Raw genomic sequence first — 14,324 nt, 5'->3', positions numbered from 1 at the left:
GCAAAGCGATGGGCGTTGCGCCCTATCCGCCTGCCGCTGCGGGCCGCTCGTTCATTTCCTGCCGGCGCAGCGGAAACTTGTCGATGGCGTGCGAAATCTCGCGCACGTCCCAAGGCAGCGGTTTGCGCAATTCGGGCTGCCAGTCCTTGTCCAGCAGGACAAGGCTGAACCCGCGCGGGCGCAGTTTCTGGCGCAACGCCGTCTTGGCGGCGGGGTCGGTGTCGGTGATCACGACCACGTCACGCTCTGCCAGCGCCTTGGGGTCGCGCGCGATCAGCTCCATCTGGCGGACGAAATTCGGGTCATTTGCCGAGTCGGCAAAAACCACGACCCCGCGTTTGGCGAACATAAGATCGGCCACCACCACATCCGACGCGGGCAGGGACCGGAATTCAGCCACCTCCTGCGCTGCGGACGAAAGCGGAAGCAGTGCCGTAAGGACTAGGACGTAAAGCGGTTTCATGCGGTGGGCCATAGGCGAACATATAAGCCTGTCGCCGCGAAACCCAAGACCGCCGGTGTCACACCGGCCAAGATGTGAAGGATGCGGAACCATGTCGGACAAGATTGCAACATGGCGGGCACTGGCTGCCAAGGAACTCAAGGGCGCCGCGCCGGAAACGCTGGTCTGGGACACGCTGGAAGGCATCCCCGTCAAGCCGCTTTACACCGCCGAGGACGTCGCGGGCCTGCCGCAGATGGGCGAGGTGCCGGGCGTGGCCCCCTTTACCCGCGGCGTCCGCGCCACGATGTACGCGGGCCGGCCCTGGACCATCCGCCAATACGCGGGCTTTTCCACCGCCGAGGAAAGCAACGCCTTTTACCGCAAGGCGCTGGCCGCGGGCCAGCAGGGGGTTTCGGTCGCATTCGACCTTGCCACCCACCGCGGCTATGACAGCGACCACCCCCGCGTGGTGGGCGATGTCGGCAAGGCGGGCGTCGCCATCGACTCGGTCGAGGATATGAAGGTGCTGTTCGACGGCATCCCGCTCGACAAGGTTTCCGTGTCGATGACGATGAACGGCGCGGTGATCCCGATCCTCGCCAACTTCATCGTCACGGGCGAGGAGCAGGGCGTGTCGCGGGCCGCCCTTTCGGGGACGATCCAGAACGACATCCTCAAGGAATTCATGGTGCGCAACACCTACATCTATCCGCCCGAACCCAGCATGCGGATCATTGCGGACATCATCGAATTCACCGCCAAGGAGATGCCCAAGTTCAACTCGATCTCGATTTCCGGCTATCACATGCAGGAAGCGGGCGCGAACCTTGTGCAAGAGCTTGCCTTCACGCTGGCAGACGGGCGCGAATACGTGCGCGCCGCGCTGGAACGGGGCATGGATGTCGACGAATTCGCGGGGCGTCTGTCGTTCTTCTTCGCCATCGGCATGAACTTCTTCATGGAGGCCGCAAAGCTGCGCGCGGCAAGGATGCTCTGGCACCGCATCATGGAAGGCTTCGGCGCGAAAAAGACCTCGAGCCTCATGCTGCGCACCCATTGCCAGACCAGCGGCGTGTCCCTGCAAGAGCAGGATCCCTACAACAACGTGGTCCGCACCGCCTACGAGGCGCTTGCGGCCGTGCTTGGCGGCACGCAATCGCTGCACACCAACGCGCTGGACGAGGCGATTGCCCTGCCCACCGATTTCGCCGCCCGCATCGCGCGCAACACGCAGCTGATCCTGCAAGAGGAAACCGGCATCACCAAGGTCGTCGATCCGCTCGCCGGGTCCTACTATGTCGAAAGCCTCACCAACGAGCTTGCCGAAAAGGCCTGGGCGCTGATGGACGAGGTCGAAGAAATGGGCGGCATGACCAAGGCGGTCGCCAGCGGCATGCCCAAATTGCGCATCGAGGAATCGGCCGCCAAACGGCAAGCGGCCATCGACCGTGGCGACGAGGTGATCGTCGGCGTCAACAAGTACAAGCTCGACAAGCAAGACCCCATCGACATCCTCGATATCGACAACGTCGCCGTGCGCGATGCCCAGATCGCACGGCTGAAATCGACCCGCGCCGCGCGGGATGAAGCCGCCTGTCAGGCCACGCTGGACGAGTTGACCCGCCGTGCCACGGAAGGGGGCAACCTGCTCGAAGCCGCCGTCGATGCCGCCCGCGCGCGGGCCACAGTTGGAGAGATCAGCACGGCCATGGAAAAGGTGTTCGGACGGCACAGGGCCGAAGTGAAAACCCTCGCAGGGGTCTATGGCGCGGCCTACGAAGGGGATCAGGGATTTGCCCAGATCCAGCAGGATGTGGAAGCCTTTGCGCAGGAAGAAGGCCGCCGCCCGCGGATGCTGGTGGTGAAGATGGGGCAGGACGGCCACGACCGTGGCGCCAAGGTCATCGCCACCGCCTTCGCCGATATCGGCTTCGATGTCGATGTGGGCCCCCTGTTCCAGACACCGGAAGAGGCCGCGCAGGACGCCATCGACAACGACGTGCATGTCATCGGCATCTCCAGTCAGGCCGCAGGGCACAAGACCCTTGCCCCCAAACTGGTCGAGGCGCTCAAGGCCGCAGGGGCCGACGATATTCTGGTCATCTGCGGCGGCGTCATTCCGCAGCAGGATTACCAGTTCCTCTTCGACCACGGCGTCAAGGCGATCTTCGGGCCGGGCACGAACATTCCCGAAGCGGCCAAGCATATCCTGACCCTGATCCGCGACGCCCGCCCGTAACCTGCCGTTAAGCCGAATCGCGCAGCCTGACTCCGGGGACTATGGGGTCGGGTGATGCACGGGCTTTGCAACAGGGCGCTGCAGTGTTTTCTGCGCGACAGTTTTGGCGATGCGGCATGGCGGGCCATCGCGCGCAGCGCGGGCTTGCCTGGCGGTCTGGCCGAAACCGGGTTCGAGGCGTTGCGCCCCTATGACGACGCGCTGACCGACGCGCTGCTTTCCGCCGCCGCACAGGTCACGCGGCACGAGCCGGAGGCCCTGCTCGAGGATCTGGGAACCTACCTCGTCTCGCACCCTTCCTCGGCGGCGATCCGGCGGCTCTTGCGCTTTGGCGGGGCCGATTTCGTCGCATTCCTTCTTGCCTTGGAGGATCTGCCCGACCGTGTCCGCCTTGCCGTTGCCGATCTCGACCTTCCTCGCCTGACGGTTCGGTCCGGGGGCGGCGTCTGGCATCTTTCTGTCGGCGCGGGCCTGTCCGGCTTTGCGGCGGTGATCGCAGGATTGATCCGCGCGATGGCCGACGATTACGGCACCCTTGTCGTCCTGACCCGCGAGGCGAACGCCATCACCCTGCGGCTGGTCGAGTCGGATTTTGCCGAAGGACGGGGGTTTGCACTTGCGGGTTGAGGTCGATCTTGCGGCCCTGTCCGCCCTGATGCCCATGCTGCTGCGGCTCGACGCGCAGGGCCGCATCACGGCGATGGGTCCAACCTTGGCGCGTGTCCTCGGCACGGCAAAAACCTTTGCCGAGGCTTTCCCGCCCGAAGGTCCGCCTGAGGGCCGCGATATCGCCTCGATCCTCGCGGCGCGGCGTTTGCGGTTGCGTGCCGCCGATGGCACGGTGCTGCGCGGCCTTGCCATTCCCGATGGAGCGGGTGGCGCGCTGCTTGACCTGTCCTTCGGGCTTGGCGTGGTCGAAGCCGTGCGCCGCTATGCCCTTACCGATGCCGACTTTGCCGCCACGGAACTGACGGTCGAACTTCTCTATCTGGTCGAGGCCAAGACAGCCGTCACCGACGAGCTGCGCCGCCTGAATGCCCGCATCGAAGGCGCCCGCCTCCGCGCCGAGACCGAAGCCCAAAGCGATGCCCTGACCGGCATCGGCAACCGCCGCGCGCTGATGGCCGCACTTGACGGGCTGATCGCGGGCGGGCGGCGCTTTGGCTTGATCCATGTCGACCTCGACCATTTCAAGGCGGTGAACGACACGCTCGGCCATGCCGCAGGCGACCATGTCCTGGCGCAGGCGGCACAGGTTCTGGCGGCGGAAACGCGGGCGGGCGATACGGTGGCGCGGATCGGTGGCGACGAATTCGTGCTGGTCCTGCCCTCGGTTCCCGATGCCGCGCGGTTGCAATCCGTGGCCGACCGCCTCGCCCTGCGGATGGCGGAACCCATAGCCTACGGCGGCGCGCAATGCCGGGTCGCGGCATCGCTTGGCCTTGCGCTCTTCGACCGTCAGGCAGGGGTAAGCGCCGAAAGCCTGCTCGCCGCAGCGGATGCGGCGCTTTACGCGGCCAAGCGCGCGGGGCGCGGACGGGCGGTTCTGGCACAGAATGACGCAGCCGGACCGACGGTTCCATGACGGAAGTATGGGGGTATGGGTATGGCGGCATCATCCGTTGTGACGGGGTGCAGACCTTGGCTGTCCGAAATCCGCCGGATGCCACAAGGACTTTGCGGGGCTCCGCGTCTAAAAACAATTTCAGGCGGAACGACAGACCCGCCCGACTGATCGACCCGGACGAACCGACCTCGCCGCAAGGCCATTGGCAACGGTAGCCCCGGCAAGACCGCCAGAAAGACGAAACCGGAGAATGCGCTCCGGACCCCGCAGGAACGCAAGTTCTTGTGCCGAAAGGATATTGCCATGCGTATCGCCAAGATCATCCTCGCCGCCGCACTGTCGCTTGCTGCTTTCACCTCGGGTGCAAAGGCCATCGACTCGACCTCGCCGGGCGGGGTTCTGCCGATGCGGGCCGTGGTTTCGGCCCCCGGCGGTGCGACGGGCCTCTGCGCCACCTACGGCTGGGCCTGCGCTGCGGGAACCTCCTCGGCTCCTCTCGGCGCGGCGCAGATGGAACTGGTCGTGTCGATCAACCGCAAGGCCAATGCGCGCATCCATCCGGTCAGCGACATGCAGCAGTACCACCTTGCCGAGAAATGGGCGCTGCCCACGGCACGCGGCGGCGACTGCGAGGACTATGCGCTCTTCAAGAAGAAAGCCCTGATCGAGGCGGGCATCTCGCCCGACCGCCTGCTGCTGGCTTCGGTGCTTGACCGCGGCGGCAAGTCCCATGCGGTTCTGGTCCTGCATGCCGATGGTGCCGACCTGGTGCTCGACAACCTGCGCGGGGCGGTGAAGCGGTGGGACGAAACCGGCTACACCTTCCTGCGGATGCAAGACCCGCGCAATCCGCAGCGCTGGGTGGCGCTGATGGTGGGTGGTATCCTTCCCGGCGCCGGAAGCTGACCCTAGCGGGCAAGGGCGAGCAGCCCCGCCACGTCGATATGCCGTTCCATATGGGCTGCAAGGGCGTCGAGCGTGTCTTCGACGCCCTTTCCATAGTTTAGCCCCGAAGGCGCCGCCCCGAGTGCGGCAAGAAAGGCGCTGCGGAACCGGTCGCTGGCGAACAGCCCGTGCAGATAGCTGCCCATGATGCGGCCATTGGCCGAAATGGCCCCGTCAGCCGCGCCGCCGATCATGGCAAAGGGGCGGCTGCAATCCGGCCCCGAGGTTCGCCCGATATGGATCTCGTAGCCCTCGAGCGTCAGCCCCGTGGGAACATGCGTGGCCACCGTGCGCGTCAGCCGTTTGTCGCCTTGCATGGTGGTGGCAACCTCCAGATGGCCAAGGCCGGCCGTTGCGCCCGCCGGACCTTCGATGCCCTCGGGGTCATCGACGGTCGCGCCAAGCATCTGATAGCCGCCGCAGATGCCCAGCACATGCCCGCCGCGCCGGATATGGGCGGCGATGTCGATGTCCCAGCCTTGGGCGCGCAGATAGGCAAGATCGGCGCGTGTCGACTTGGACCCCGGCAGGATGACCAGATCGCAAGGCGGGATCGCCTCGCCCGCGCGGACCATCGCAATCGAGACAGAAGGTTCTTGCGCCAGCGGGTCGAGGTCGTCGAAATTGGCGATGCGCGAGAAGACCGGCACCGCAATGCGGAAACTGCCGTTCCCCGTGCGGGCCGGAATGTCGAGTGCGTCCTCGGCCGGAAGGCGGAAGGCATCGGGAAAGAAGGGCAGCGTGCCGAAGCCCCGCCATCGGGTGAGGCTTTCGATAAGCCTGTAGCCGTCGTCGAACAGGCTGACATCCCCGCGGAATTTGTTGATGAGAAAGCCCGCAACCATCGCGGCGTCGTCCGGGTCGAGGACAGCCTTGGTCCCGACGATCTGGGCGATCACCCCGCCACGGTCGATATCGCCGACCAGCACCACCGGAACATCGGCGGCGCGGGCAAAGCCCATATTGGCAATGTCTCCCCCGCGCAGGTTGACCTCGGCAGGGCTTCCCGCGCCTTCGACGATCACCAGATCATGGGCGGCGCACAGGCGGTTGAAACTCTCGAGAACGGGGGCCATGAGCGAGGGTTTGAGTGCGGCATAATCCCGCGCCCTGACTGTGGCGATGCGGCGCCCCTGCACGACGACCTGGCTGCCCACCTCGGATTCCGGCTTCAGCAGCACGGGGTTCATATCCGTATGCGGGTCCTGCCCGCAGGCCCGCGCTTGCAGGGCCTGCGCCCGCCCGATCTCGCCCCCGTCCACCGTCACGGCGGCGTTGTTTGACATGTTCTGCGGCTTGAACGGCGCGACCCCCAGCCCGCGCAGCCGCGCCGCCCGGCAAAGACCCGCGACGAGAAGCGATTTCCCGACGTTCGAGCCTGCGCCCTGTATCATCAAAGCGGGCATGTCGCGGCCTTTCCGGAGCGGCGATTTTTCTGCGAAAAATCAGGGGCAGGTTCTGAAAGGGCGGCATGGCGGAAGGGGCGGGAGCCTTCGGCGAGGATATTTGGGACGAGTATGAAATTGCAGTCACACCGCACCTCGGGCCGCATGTGCGGGGGAGGTGCGGTGCTTTCACACTCGGCGGTCATCGGGATCCCTCCCTGTACCGCAGTGTTACCTTGGCAGGTAAACCTTAACACTTTCCTACCTTGCGCCTTTCATACTCGCCCAAATATCCCGGGGGGTGCGGGGGGCTGGCCCCCCGCCCCGGCTCAGAACTCCACGCCCGGCTGGGCCTTGATGCCCGATCGGAAGGGATGTTTCACCAGCGTCATCTCGGTGACCAGATCGGCGGCTTCGATCAGCGCCTCGCCCGCGTTGCGCCCTGTCAGGACGACATGGGTCAGCGGCGGCTTCTCGTCGCGCAGGAAGGCCACGACCTCGTTCACGTCAAGGTAATCATAGCGCAGCGCGATGTTGATCTCGTCGAGCAGCACAAGGCGGATGTCGGGCTTCAGGATCAGCTCCTTGGCCTTTTCCCAGCCCTTGCGCGCCATTTCGATATCGCGGGCACGGTCCTGCGTTTCCCAGGTGAAGCCCTCGCCCATCGCGTGGAACTGGCAGAGGTCCGAGAAATGTCCTTCGATCAGGCGGCGTTCGCCCGTGTCCCATGCGCCCTTGATGAACTGCACCACCGCGCAGGGCATGCCGTGGGCGATGCAGCGCAGGATCATGCCGAAGCCCGAGGACGACTTGCCCTTGCCCGCGCCGGTGTGGACGATGACCAGACCCTTTTCGCCCGATTTGGTGGCCATGATCTTGTCGCGGGCGGCCTTCTTCTTGGCCATCTTCATCGCATGGCGGGCCTCGGCCTCGGGGGTGCCTGCTTCGGGGATGTCGCGGTCGTCGCTCATGGTGACGGTCCTTGTCCTTGACTCTGGCTTGGCATCTGCCACAGGTGACGGGATGCGTTGGTGCCTGTCCTACGGCAGGCCAAGAGGGAATGCGACAGGTTTTGCGACCCAACGGGGCGCAGGACCGAAGCGCAGCCGCCCCCGCGACCGTGACCGGAAAGGTCCGTCCCGTGCCACTGTTCCCGAAAGGGGGCGGGAAGGCGGACGGAGCGTTGGGGAGACCCTGAATCCGCAAGCCGGGAGACCTGCCAGCGCGAGAGGATTGAACCGGGCGGACGGGGTGTGCCGCAGCCGACGATCAGGGGTGCGCCTTGGCCTGCCCTGTCGTCAGGTCGCCCCGCCCGCGCCAAGCGATGGACGACCGATGGGCGCTGTTCTGCATGTCTGTATCACCTGCAAGGCCGGAGAGCCGCTGCCCGAGGGGGCCGTGGCCCCGGGCGCAAGGCTCCACGCCGCCCTGACGGGTGCGGGCGCGCCCGCAGGCGTGCGGATCGTTCCGGTCGAATGCCTTTCCGCCTGCAATCAGGGCTGCTCGGTCGCCTTGTCTGCCGCGGGGAAGTGGTCTTACGTCTATGGCCGCCTGACCGAGGCCGATGCCGCCGATATCCTTGCCGGTGCCGGTGCCTATGCCGCCACCGCCGATGGCATCGTGCCCTGGCGCGAGCGGCCCGTCATCTTCCGCAAGCAAAGCCTTGCCCGAATTCCGCCAATGGAGAGCTGAATGTCCGATCTGTCAAAAATCCCCGTTACCGTGATCACCGGCTTTCTGGGTGCAGGCAAGACCACGCTGATCCGGCATCTGATGATGAACCCCCAGGGCAAGCGTCTGGCGATCCTTGTCAACGAATTCGGCACTGTCGGGGTGGATGGCGATATCCTTAAATCCTGCGCCGATGACAATTGCCCCGTCGAGAACATCGTCGAACTTGCCAATGGCTGCATCTGCTGCACCGTGGCCGACGATTTCATCCCCACGATCGAGGCATTGATGGCGCTGCCGGTCCGGCCCGACCACATCCTGATCGAAACCTCGGGATTGGCCCTGCCCAAGCCCTTGCTCAAGGCCTTCGACTGGCCCGCGATCCGCTCGCGCATCACCGTCGATGGCGTGGTGACCTTGGCCGATGCCGAAGCCGTCGCGGCAGGCCGTTTCGCGCCGGACGAAGCCGCCGTGCAGGCCCAGCGCGAGGCCGATGACAGCATCGACCACGAGACGCCCCTGTCCGAGGTGTTCGAGGACCAGATTTCCTGCGCCGACATCGTGCTGCTTTCCAAGGCGGATCTTGCGGGCGAGGCCGGTCTGGCCGCCGCGCGGTTGGTGATCGAGGCCGAATCCCCGCGCCGCCTGCCGATCATCGCGATGACCGATGGCATCATCGACCCGCGGGTGATCCTTGGCCTGAACGCCAGGGCCGAGGATGATCTGGCCGCGCGTCCCAGCCACCATGACGGCGCCGACGACCACGAGCACGAGGATTTCGACAGCGTCGTGATCGATCTGCCGGAAGTGTCCGACCCCGAGGTGCTGGTCGCCGCCATCCAGCGCCTTGCGCGCGAACAGAACATCCTGCGCGTGAAGGGCTACGTCGCCGTCAGCGGAAAACCGATGCGGATGCTGGTGCAGGCCGTGGGGGAACGGGTGCGCTATCAGTATGACCGCCCTTGGGGTGCAAACCCGCGCAAGGGGCAGCTTGTCGTGATCGCCGAGCATGACGATATCGACGCCGCCGCCATCGCCGCCGTTCTGGGGGCCTGATCTGCGATGCATGTCGTCTTTCGCGAAAGCCACGGGCTCGAGGAGACGGACACCCCGTTCGACGTAGGGCAAGACCCTGCCGATCTGGTGGTGATGTCCTTTTCCGACAGTGACCTTGGCGCTTTCGCGGCAGGATGGCATCGGGGCAAGGCCGGATTGCCGAGCGTGCGTCTGGTCAACCTCGTGGCGCTGCGCCACCCGCTGTCGGTCGACACCTATGTCGAAAGGACGCTCTCGGGGGCCAAGGGCATCCTGATCCGGTTGATCGGGGGCGAAAGCTACTGGCCCTATGGCATCGCCTCGGTTCAGGACCTGTGCCGCAGAAAAGGGATCGCGCTTGCCGTGCTGCCTGCGGACGGGCGCGAGGATGCGGCACTTGACGCCGCCTCGACCCTGCCGGTTTCGACCCTGCGCAGGCTGATGGCGCTTTGCGATGCGGGGGGGGCCGTGGCGGCGCAGGCGGCGCTGGCGCAACTTGCGCTGGCGGCGGGGCTTTATGCGGGGCCGGTGCCGGGTGACAAGACCGTGCCCGATTGCGGCTGGTACCTGCCCGATGCGGGCGTGGTAAAAGGGCCCGAGGCTGCGCAAGCCCCTGCGGTGGCGGTCGTCTTTTACCGCAGCTACCTGACCAGTGCCGACACCGCCCCCGTGGACGCCCTCTTTTCGGCCCTGCGCGCGCGGGGCTTTGCGGTTTCGGGCCTGTTTGTCCCCTCGCTCAAGGCCGGGGGGGCTGCGGCGTTTCTGGCCGGGGCTTTCGCGGCGCTGAAGCCCGTCGCCGTGGTCAATGCCACGGCCTTTTCGGGGCGCGGGCCGGACGGGACGTCGCCGCTCGATGCGGCGGGGGGGCCTGTGTTCCAGGTCGCCCTGTCCACGGCGCGGCGGCGCGACTGGGCCGGATCGGCGCGGGGCCTGTCTCCGGCCGACCTCGCGATGCATGTCGTGCTGCCCGAGGTGGACGGCCGGCTTTTCGCAGGCGTCGTATCGTTCAAATCCCCGCTCAAGCGCGACCCCGATCTGCAATTCTCGCGTTTCGCGCATCGGGCCGATGCGGGGCGCGTGGCTCTGGTGGCCGACCGCGTGGCCGCATGGCACAGGCTTGCGACAGCGCAGGCGTCCGGGCGGTGCCTCGCCTTTGTGCTGTCGACCTATCCGGGTCGGCCGGACCAGATTGCCCATGCCGTCGGCCTCGACGCGTTGGCCTCGGTGAACGGAATGCTCGCCTCGCTGGCGGCCGAGGGCTATCGCGTCGCGCCGGTGGACGACCTTGGCCATCGGCTGGCGGGCGCGCATATCGACTGGCCGCTTGCCGAATATCAGGCGGCTCTGGCTGGCCTGCCGCAAAGCCTTCGCGATGATCTGGCTGCCGCCTGGGGCGCGCCGCAGGACGATCCGGCCTGCCTTGGCGGGGTGTTCCGCTTCGCCGCGCTGCGGGCAGGCTCGGCCCTCGTGGCCTTGCAGCCCGAACGGGGCGAGGTGCGGGGACGTGAGGGCGAATACCACGACCTCAGCCGCACACCGCGCCACGGCTATGTCGCCTTCTACCTCTGGCTCAGGGCGCAGGGCCTGCACGCGCTTGTGCATGTCGGTGCGCATGGCACGCTCGAATGGTTGCCGGGCAAGTCGGTCGCCCTGTCCGACGCCTGCTGGCCCGAGGCGCTGATCGGTGCCTTGCCCGTGATCTACCCCTTCATCGTCAACGACCCCGGCGAGGCCGCGCAGGCCAAACGCAGGATCGGCGCGGTGACCTTGGGCCATCTGCCGCCCCCCCTTGCGCTGTCCAGGGTGCCCGAAGGCTTGTTGCGGCTGGAACGGCTGCTTGATGAATATTCCACCGCCGACGGGCTTGACCCGTCGCGCCGCGACCGCCTGATCGCCGCCATCCGCGACGAGGCAAGGGCCTCGGGCGTGGAAGACGACCTTGGCCTCGACGCGGCGGCAAGCGCGGCCGAGGCGATCACGCGGATCGACCGTTTCGTCTGCGACATCAAGGAAAGCCAGTATGGCGACGGGCTGCACATCTACGGCACGGCGGCCGGAGAAAGCGCGGGCCTGAGCGACGCGCTTGCAGGGCGCCGGGTCGATTCCGGTCCCGCAGGGTCGCCGTGGCGCGGACGGGTCGACGTGCTGCCGACCGGACGGAACCTCTATTCCGTCGACCCCCGCGCCGTGCCGTCCCGCGCGGCCCATGCCCAAGGGGTCAAACTGGCCGAAGAACTGCTGCGGCGGCATTTGCAGGACAAGGGCGATTGGCCCAAGGGGCTGATCCTCGACCTTTGGGGGTCGGCCACGATGCGGACGGCGGGCGAAGAGGTGGCGATGGCGCTGCATCTTGCGGGCCTGTCACCGCGTTGGGACGAAGGCTCCGAACGCGTGTCGGGCTTCGAGGTGGTCCCGCTGGCGCTGCTGGGCCGCCCCCGTATCGACGTGACGCTGCGCGTATCGGGCCTGTTCCGCGATGTTTTCCCCGGCCTCGCGCAGCTGTTCGAAGCAGGGGCCGAGGCTTTGGCCGCACGCGACGAAGCGCCCGAGGACAACCCCTATGTCACGCGCGGCCATCGGGTGTTCGGCCCGAAACCCGGCCTTTACGGCATGGGCATGGCCGGCGCGCTCGAGGATTACTCGGACACGGGGCGCGCGGCGGCGGGCGAGGCATGGCTTTCGGCCTCGAGCTGGGCCGTCGATGCCAAGGGCGAGGCGCATGAGGCGCGCGCCGCCCTTGAAGCCCGCGTCCTGCGGGCCGATGCCTTTGCCCATGTGCAGGACATGGTGGAAACCGATGTGCTGATGGCCCCCGATTATGCCGCACACGAAGGCGGTGTTGCGGCGGCAAAGGTGGCCTTGGGCGGCGCTGCCCCTGCGCTTTATCACATGGATGCCACCACCGATGCGCCACGGGCGCGGACCGTCTCGGAAGAGATCGGCCGCGTGGTGCGGGCGCGGGCGGCGAACCCCGATTGGGCCACGGGCATGATGCGCCACGGCTTCAGGGGCGCGGCCGAGGTGACGGCCACCTTGGACAACCTTGCCGCCTATGCCCATCTCACGCGGGCGGTTCCGGCGCATCTCTTCGATCTCTATCACGAGGCGACCTTGGGTCGTGACGATCTGGTCGACTTCATGGAGCGCGAGAACCCGCAGGCGCTGGCGGCCCTGCGTGCGCGTTTTGCCGCCTTGCGCGAGGCGGGTCTTTGGGTGACACGGCGGAATTCGATTGCTGCGGCACTGGAGGAGCGGGGATGAGCGGACCCGTCGTGCAGGGTTGGTGTCCGGGGGCGCTGCGCCCGATGCTGTCGGGCGACGGGCTGGTCGTGCGGGTGCGCCTGCACGGCGGGCGCTTGCCGGCGGCGATGGCCCTGCGGATCGCCGCGCTCTCGCAGGACTTCGGCAATGGTCTCATCGACCTGTCGGCACGGGGCAACGTGCAGCTGCGCGGCGTGACCGAAGCGGGGCATCCGGCGCTGATCGCGGGCCTTGCGGATTTGGGGCTGATCGACGCCGACAGCCAGACCGAAGCGATGCGCAACATTCAGGTCACGCCCTTCTGGAACGCAGGCGACGGGGCGCAGGACATCGCGGCCGAACTTGTCGCGCGGCTTCGTGACTTCCCCGTCCTCCCCGGCAAATTCGGCTATGCGGTCGATACGGGTGCCACGCCCGTTCTGCGCGGGGCGGCGGCGGATATCCGTGTCGAGCAGGGGGCGGGCGGTCTGATCGTGCGCGCCGAAGGCATGCGAACGGGTGCTGCGGTCACTGTCGGCACGGCGGTGGACGCAGCACTCGATCTGGCGCGCTGGTTCGTCGATGCGGGCGGGGTGACGGGCGGGCGGGGCCGGATGGCGGCGCTTGTGGCGCGCGGCGCCCTGCCGCCCGCGCGGTTCATGGCCGCGCCGATGTCCGTGGCACCTGACATCTTGCAGCGGCCGCGACTGGTTGCTCAGGGTGCCTTGGTCGGGTTCGAATTCGGCCAGATGCGCGCCGAAACCCTTGCGGCCCTTGCAGGCTTTGGCGACATGCGCGTGACGCCGTGGCGGATGCTGCTGGTCGAGGGCGCGCGCGCGATGCCTGCCCTTGCCGGGCTTGTCACCCACGCCGACGATCCGTTGCTGCGCGTGGTGGCCTGCACGGGTGCGCCCGCATGTCTGCAGGCGCTTGCGCCCGTGCGTGATCTGGCGCGGGCCCTGGCCCCCAAGCTGCCCGAAGGGGCGCTTTTGCACCTCTCGGGCTGCGCCAAGGGCTGCGCCCACCCGTCCGCGGCTCCGCTGACGCTGACCGCAACCGCTGCGGGCTTCGATCTGGTCCGGAACGGCACGGCGGCGGATGTGGCCGCGCGGTCGCTGACGGCCGATGAATTGCTGGCCCAGCCAGAGCTTTTGACCGAGACGTCCAATGCCCCATAGCTACATCACCGATGGCGCGGAAATCTACCTGCGCTCCTTTGCCACCATCCGCGCCGAAGCGGACCTCGGGCGATTCACCCCCGAAGAGGAAGTGGTGGTGGTGCGGATGATCCATGCCGCCGGCATGGTGGGGCTTGAGGCCTTTGTCGAATTCACCGAAGGAATGGCCATCGCCGCACGCGCCGCACTGGAAGCGGGCGCGCCGGTCCTGTGCGATGCGCGGATGATCAGCGAAGGAATCACCCGCCCCCGCCTGCCCGCAAGGAACGAGATCATCTGCACCCTGCAAGACCCCCGCGTTCCCGCGATGGCCGCCGAGATGGGCAACACCCGCTCGGCTGCGGCGCTCGAATTGTGGCGCCCGCATCTCGCGGGGGCGGTGGTCGCCATCGGCAACGCGCCGACAGCGCTGTTCCACCTTCTGAACATGCTCGAAGACCCCGCCTGCCCGCGCCCTGCCGCGATCATCGGTTGCCCCGTGGGCTTCATCGGGGCGGCGGAAAGCAAGGACGCGCTGATGCAGGACCGCCCCGTCCCGTCGATGATCGTGCGCGGCAGGCTTGGCGGGTCGGCCATCACCGTGGCGGCGGTCAACGCGCTCGCCAGCCGGAAGGAATGA

General features: G+C 67.1%; 12 protein-coding genes and 1 riboswitch. Of the genes, 9 read left to right on the top strand and 3 right to left on the bottom strand.

Going from position 1 to position 14,324, the window contains the following annotated elements:
- Positions 1-22: 22 nt before the first annotated feature.
- Positions 23-475, bottom strand: coding sequence for a DUF4174 domain-containing protein (locus H7F16_RS02320; RefSeq protein WP_338401943.1), 453 nt, complete (start codon positions 473-475; stop codon positions 23-25).
- 79 nt (positions 476-554) lie between these two features.
- On the opposite strand from H7F16_RS02320, the gene scpA reads away from it, so the two are divergent.
- The 4 genes from scpA to H7F16_RS02300 all read left to right on the top strand — a co-directional run bounded on the left by scpA (position 555) and on the right by H7F16_RS02300 (position 5,157).
- The gene (gene scpA, locus H7F16_RS02315; RefSeq protein WP_185795935.1) at positions 555-2,684 is read left to right on the top strand and encodes a methylmalonyl-CoA mutase; all 2,130 of its coding nucleotides are present in this window, start codon (positions 555-557) and stop codon (positions 2,682-2,684) included.
- Positions 2,685-2,738: 54 nt separating this feature from the next.
- Complete coding sequence (locus H7F16_RS02310; protein ID WP_185795934.1) at positions 2,739-3,311, top strand: heme NO-binding domain-containing protein; 573 nt, start codon at positions 2,739-2,741, stop codon at positions 3,309-3,311.
- Positions 3,295-4,269, top strand: a complete 975-nt coding sequence (locus tag H7F16_RS02305; protein WP_241741143.1) for a GGDEF domain-containing protein — start codon at positions 3,295-3,297, stop codon at positions 4,267-4,269. The genes H7F16_RS02310 and H7F16_RS02305 overlap by 17 nt, the downstream gene beginning before the upstream one ends.
- Before the next feature lie 285 nt (positions 4,270-4,554).
- Entirely contained in the window at positions 4,555-5,157 is a 603-nt protein-coding gene (locus tag H7F16_RS02300) for a transglutaminase-like cysteine peptidase (RefSeq protein WP_185795933.1), read from the top strand.
- A gap of 2 nt (positions 5,158-5,159) precedes the next feature.
- On the opposite strand, the gene H7F16_RS02295 is transcribed toward H7F16_RS02300, so the two are convergent.
- Both H7F16_RS02295 and cobO read right to left on the bottom strand, forming a co-directional pair.
- Positions 5,160-6,602, bottom strand: a complete 1,443-nt coding sequence (locus H7F16_RS02295) for a cobyric acid synthase (protein ID WP_185795932.1) — start codon at positions 6,600-6,602, stop codon at positions 5,160-5,162.
- Positions 6,603-6,910: 308 nt separating this feature from the next.
- Positions 6,911-7,552: a cob(I)yrinic acid a,c-diamide adenosyltransferase gene (gene cobO / locus H7F16_RS02290; protein WP_185795931.1), complete on the bottom strand. Its 642-nt coding sequence runs from the start codon at positions 7,550-7,552 to the stop codon at positions 6,911-6,913.
- A 41-nt stretch (positions 7,553-7,593) separates the two neighbouring features.
- Positions 7,594-7,819: riboswitch (cobalamin riboswitch) on the top strand.
- Positions 7,820-7,916: 97 nt separating this feature from the next.
- Here cobO and H7F16_RS02285 point away from each other — a divergent pair.
- Genes H7F16_RS02285 through H7F16_RS02265 form a run of 5 tightly spaced genes read left to right on the top strand, consistent with a single transcriptional unit; the run spans position 7,917 to position 14,324 of the window.
- A complete protein-coding gene (locus H7F16_RS02285) occupies positions 7,917-8,273 on the top strand; it encodes a DUF1636 family protein (RefSeq protein WP_185795930.1) in 357 nt (118 codons plus the stop codon).
- A complete protein-coding gene (gene cobW / locus H7F16_RS02280) occupies positions 8,274-9,308 on the top strand; it encodes a cobalamin biosynthesis protein CobW (protein ID WP_185795929.1) in 1,035 nt (344 codons plus the stop codon). It abuts the gene before it with no gap.
- A 6-nt stretch (positions 9,309-9,314) separates the two neighbouring features.
- On the top strand, positions 9,315-12,548 hold the full coding sequence (gene cobN / locus H7F16_RS02275) for a cobaltochelatase subunit CobN (protein WP_185795928.1): 3,234 nt from the start codon (positions 9,315-9,317) through the stop codon (positions 12,546-12,548).
- Entirely contained in the window at positions 12,545-13,705 is a 1,161-nt protein-coding gene (locus tag H7F16_RS02270; RefSeq protein ID WP_185795927.1) for a precorrin-3B synthase, read from the top strand. The genes cobN and H7F16_RS02270 overlap by 4 nt, the downstream gene beginning before the upstream one ends.
- Positions 13,695-14,324, top strand: a complete 630-nt coding sequence (locus H7F16_RS02265) for a precorrin-8X methylmutase (RefSeq protein ID WP_185795926.1) — start codon at positions 13,695-13,697, stop codon at positions 14,322-14,324. Before H7F16_RS02270 ends, H7F16_RS02265 begins: the two co-directional genes overlap by 11 nt.

Source organism: Paragemmobacter straminiformis, from assembly GCF_014243445.1.
GTDB lineage: Bacteria > Pseudomonadota > Alphaproteobacteria > Rhodobacterales > Rhodobacteraceae > Paragemmobacter > Paragemmobacter straminiformis.
The sequence above is the reverse complement of the archived record's forward strand: the minus strand, read 5'-3'. Positions and strand labels throughout refer to the sequence as shown.

Bases quoted from the DNA above. Each gene is read 5' to 3' on its own strand.
- H7F16_RS02320 (WP_338401943.1), bottom strand. From the start codon at position 475: ATGGCCCACCGCATGAAACCGCTTTACGTCCTAGTCCTTACGGCACTG.
- scpA (WP_185795935.1), top strand. From the start codon at position 555: ATGTCGGACAAGATTGCAACATGGCGGGCACTGGCTGCCAAGGAACTC.
- H7F16_RS02310 (WP_185795934.1), top strand. From the start codon at position 2,739: ATGCACGGGCTTTGCAACAGGGCGCTGCAGTGTTTTCTGCGCGACAGT.
- H7F16_RS02300 (WP_185795933.1), top strand. From the start codon at position 4,555: ATGCGTATCGCCAAGATCATCCTCGCCGCCGCACTGTCGCTTGCTGCT.
- H7F16_RS02295 (WP_185795932.1), bottom strand. From the start codon at position 6,602: ATGCCCGCTTTGATGATACAGGGCGCAGGCTCGAACGTCGGGAAATCG.
- cobO (WP_185795931.1), bottom strand. From the start codon at position 7,552: ATGAGCGACGACCGCGACATCCCCGAAGCAGGCACCCCCGAGGCCGAG.
- H7F16_RS02285 (WP_185795930.1), top strand. From the start codon at position 7,917: ATGGGCGCTGTTCTGCATGTCTGTATCACCTGCAAGGCCGGAGAGCCG.
- cobW (WP_185795929.1), top strand. From the start codon at position 8,274: ATGTCCGATCTGTCAAAAATCCCCGTTACCGTGATCACCGGCTTTCTG.
- cobN (WP_185795928.1), top strand. From the start codon at position 9,315: ATGCATGTCGTCTTTCGCGAAAGCCACGGGCTCGAGGAGACGGACACC.
- H7F16_RS02270 (WP_185795927.1), top strand. From the start codon at position 12,545: ATGAGCGGACCCGTCGTGCAGGGTTGGTGTCCGGGGGCGCTGCGCCCG.
- H7F16_RS02265 (WP_185795926.1), top strand. From the start codon at position 13,695: ATGCCCCATAGCTACATCACCGATGGCGCGGAAATCTACCTGCGCTCC.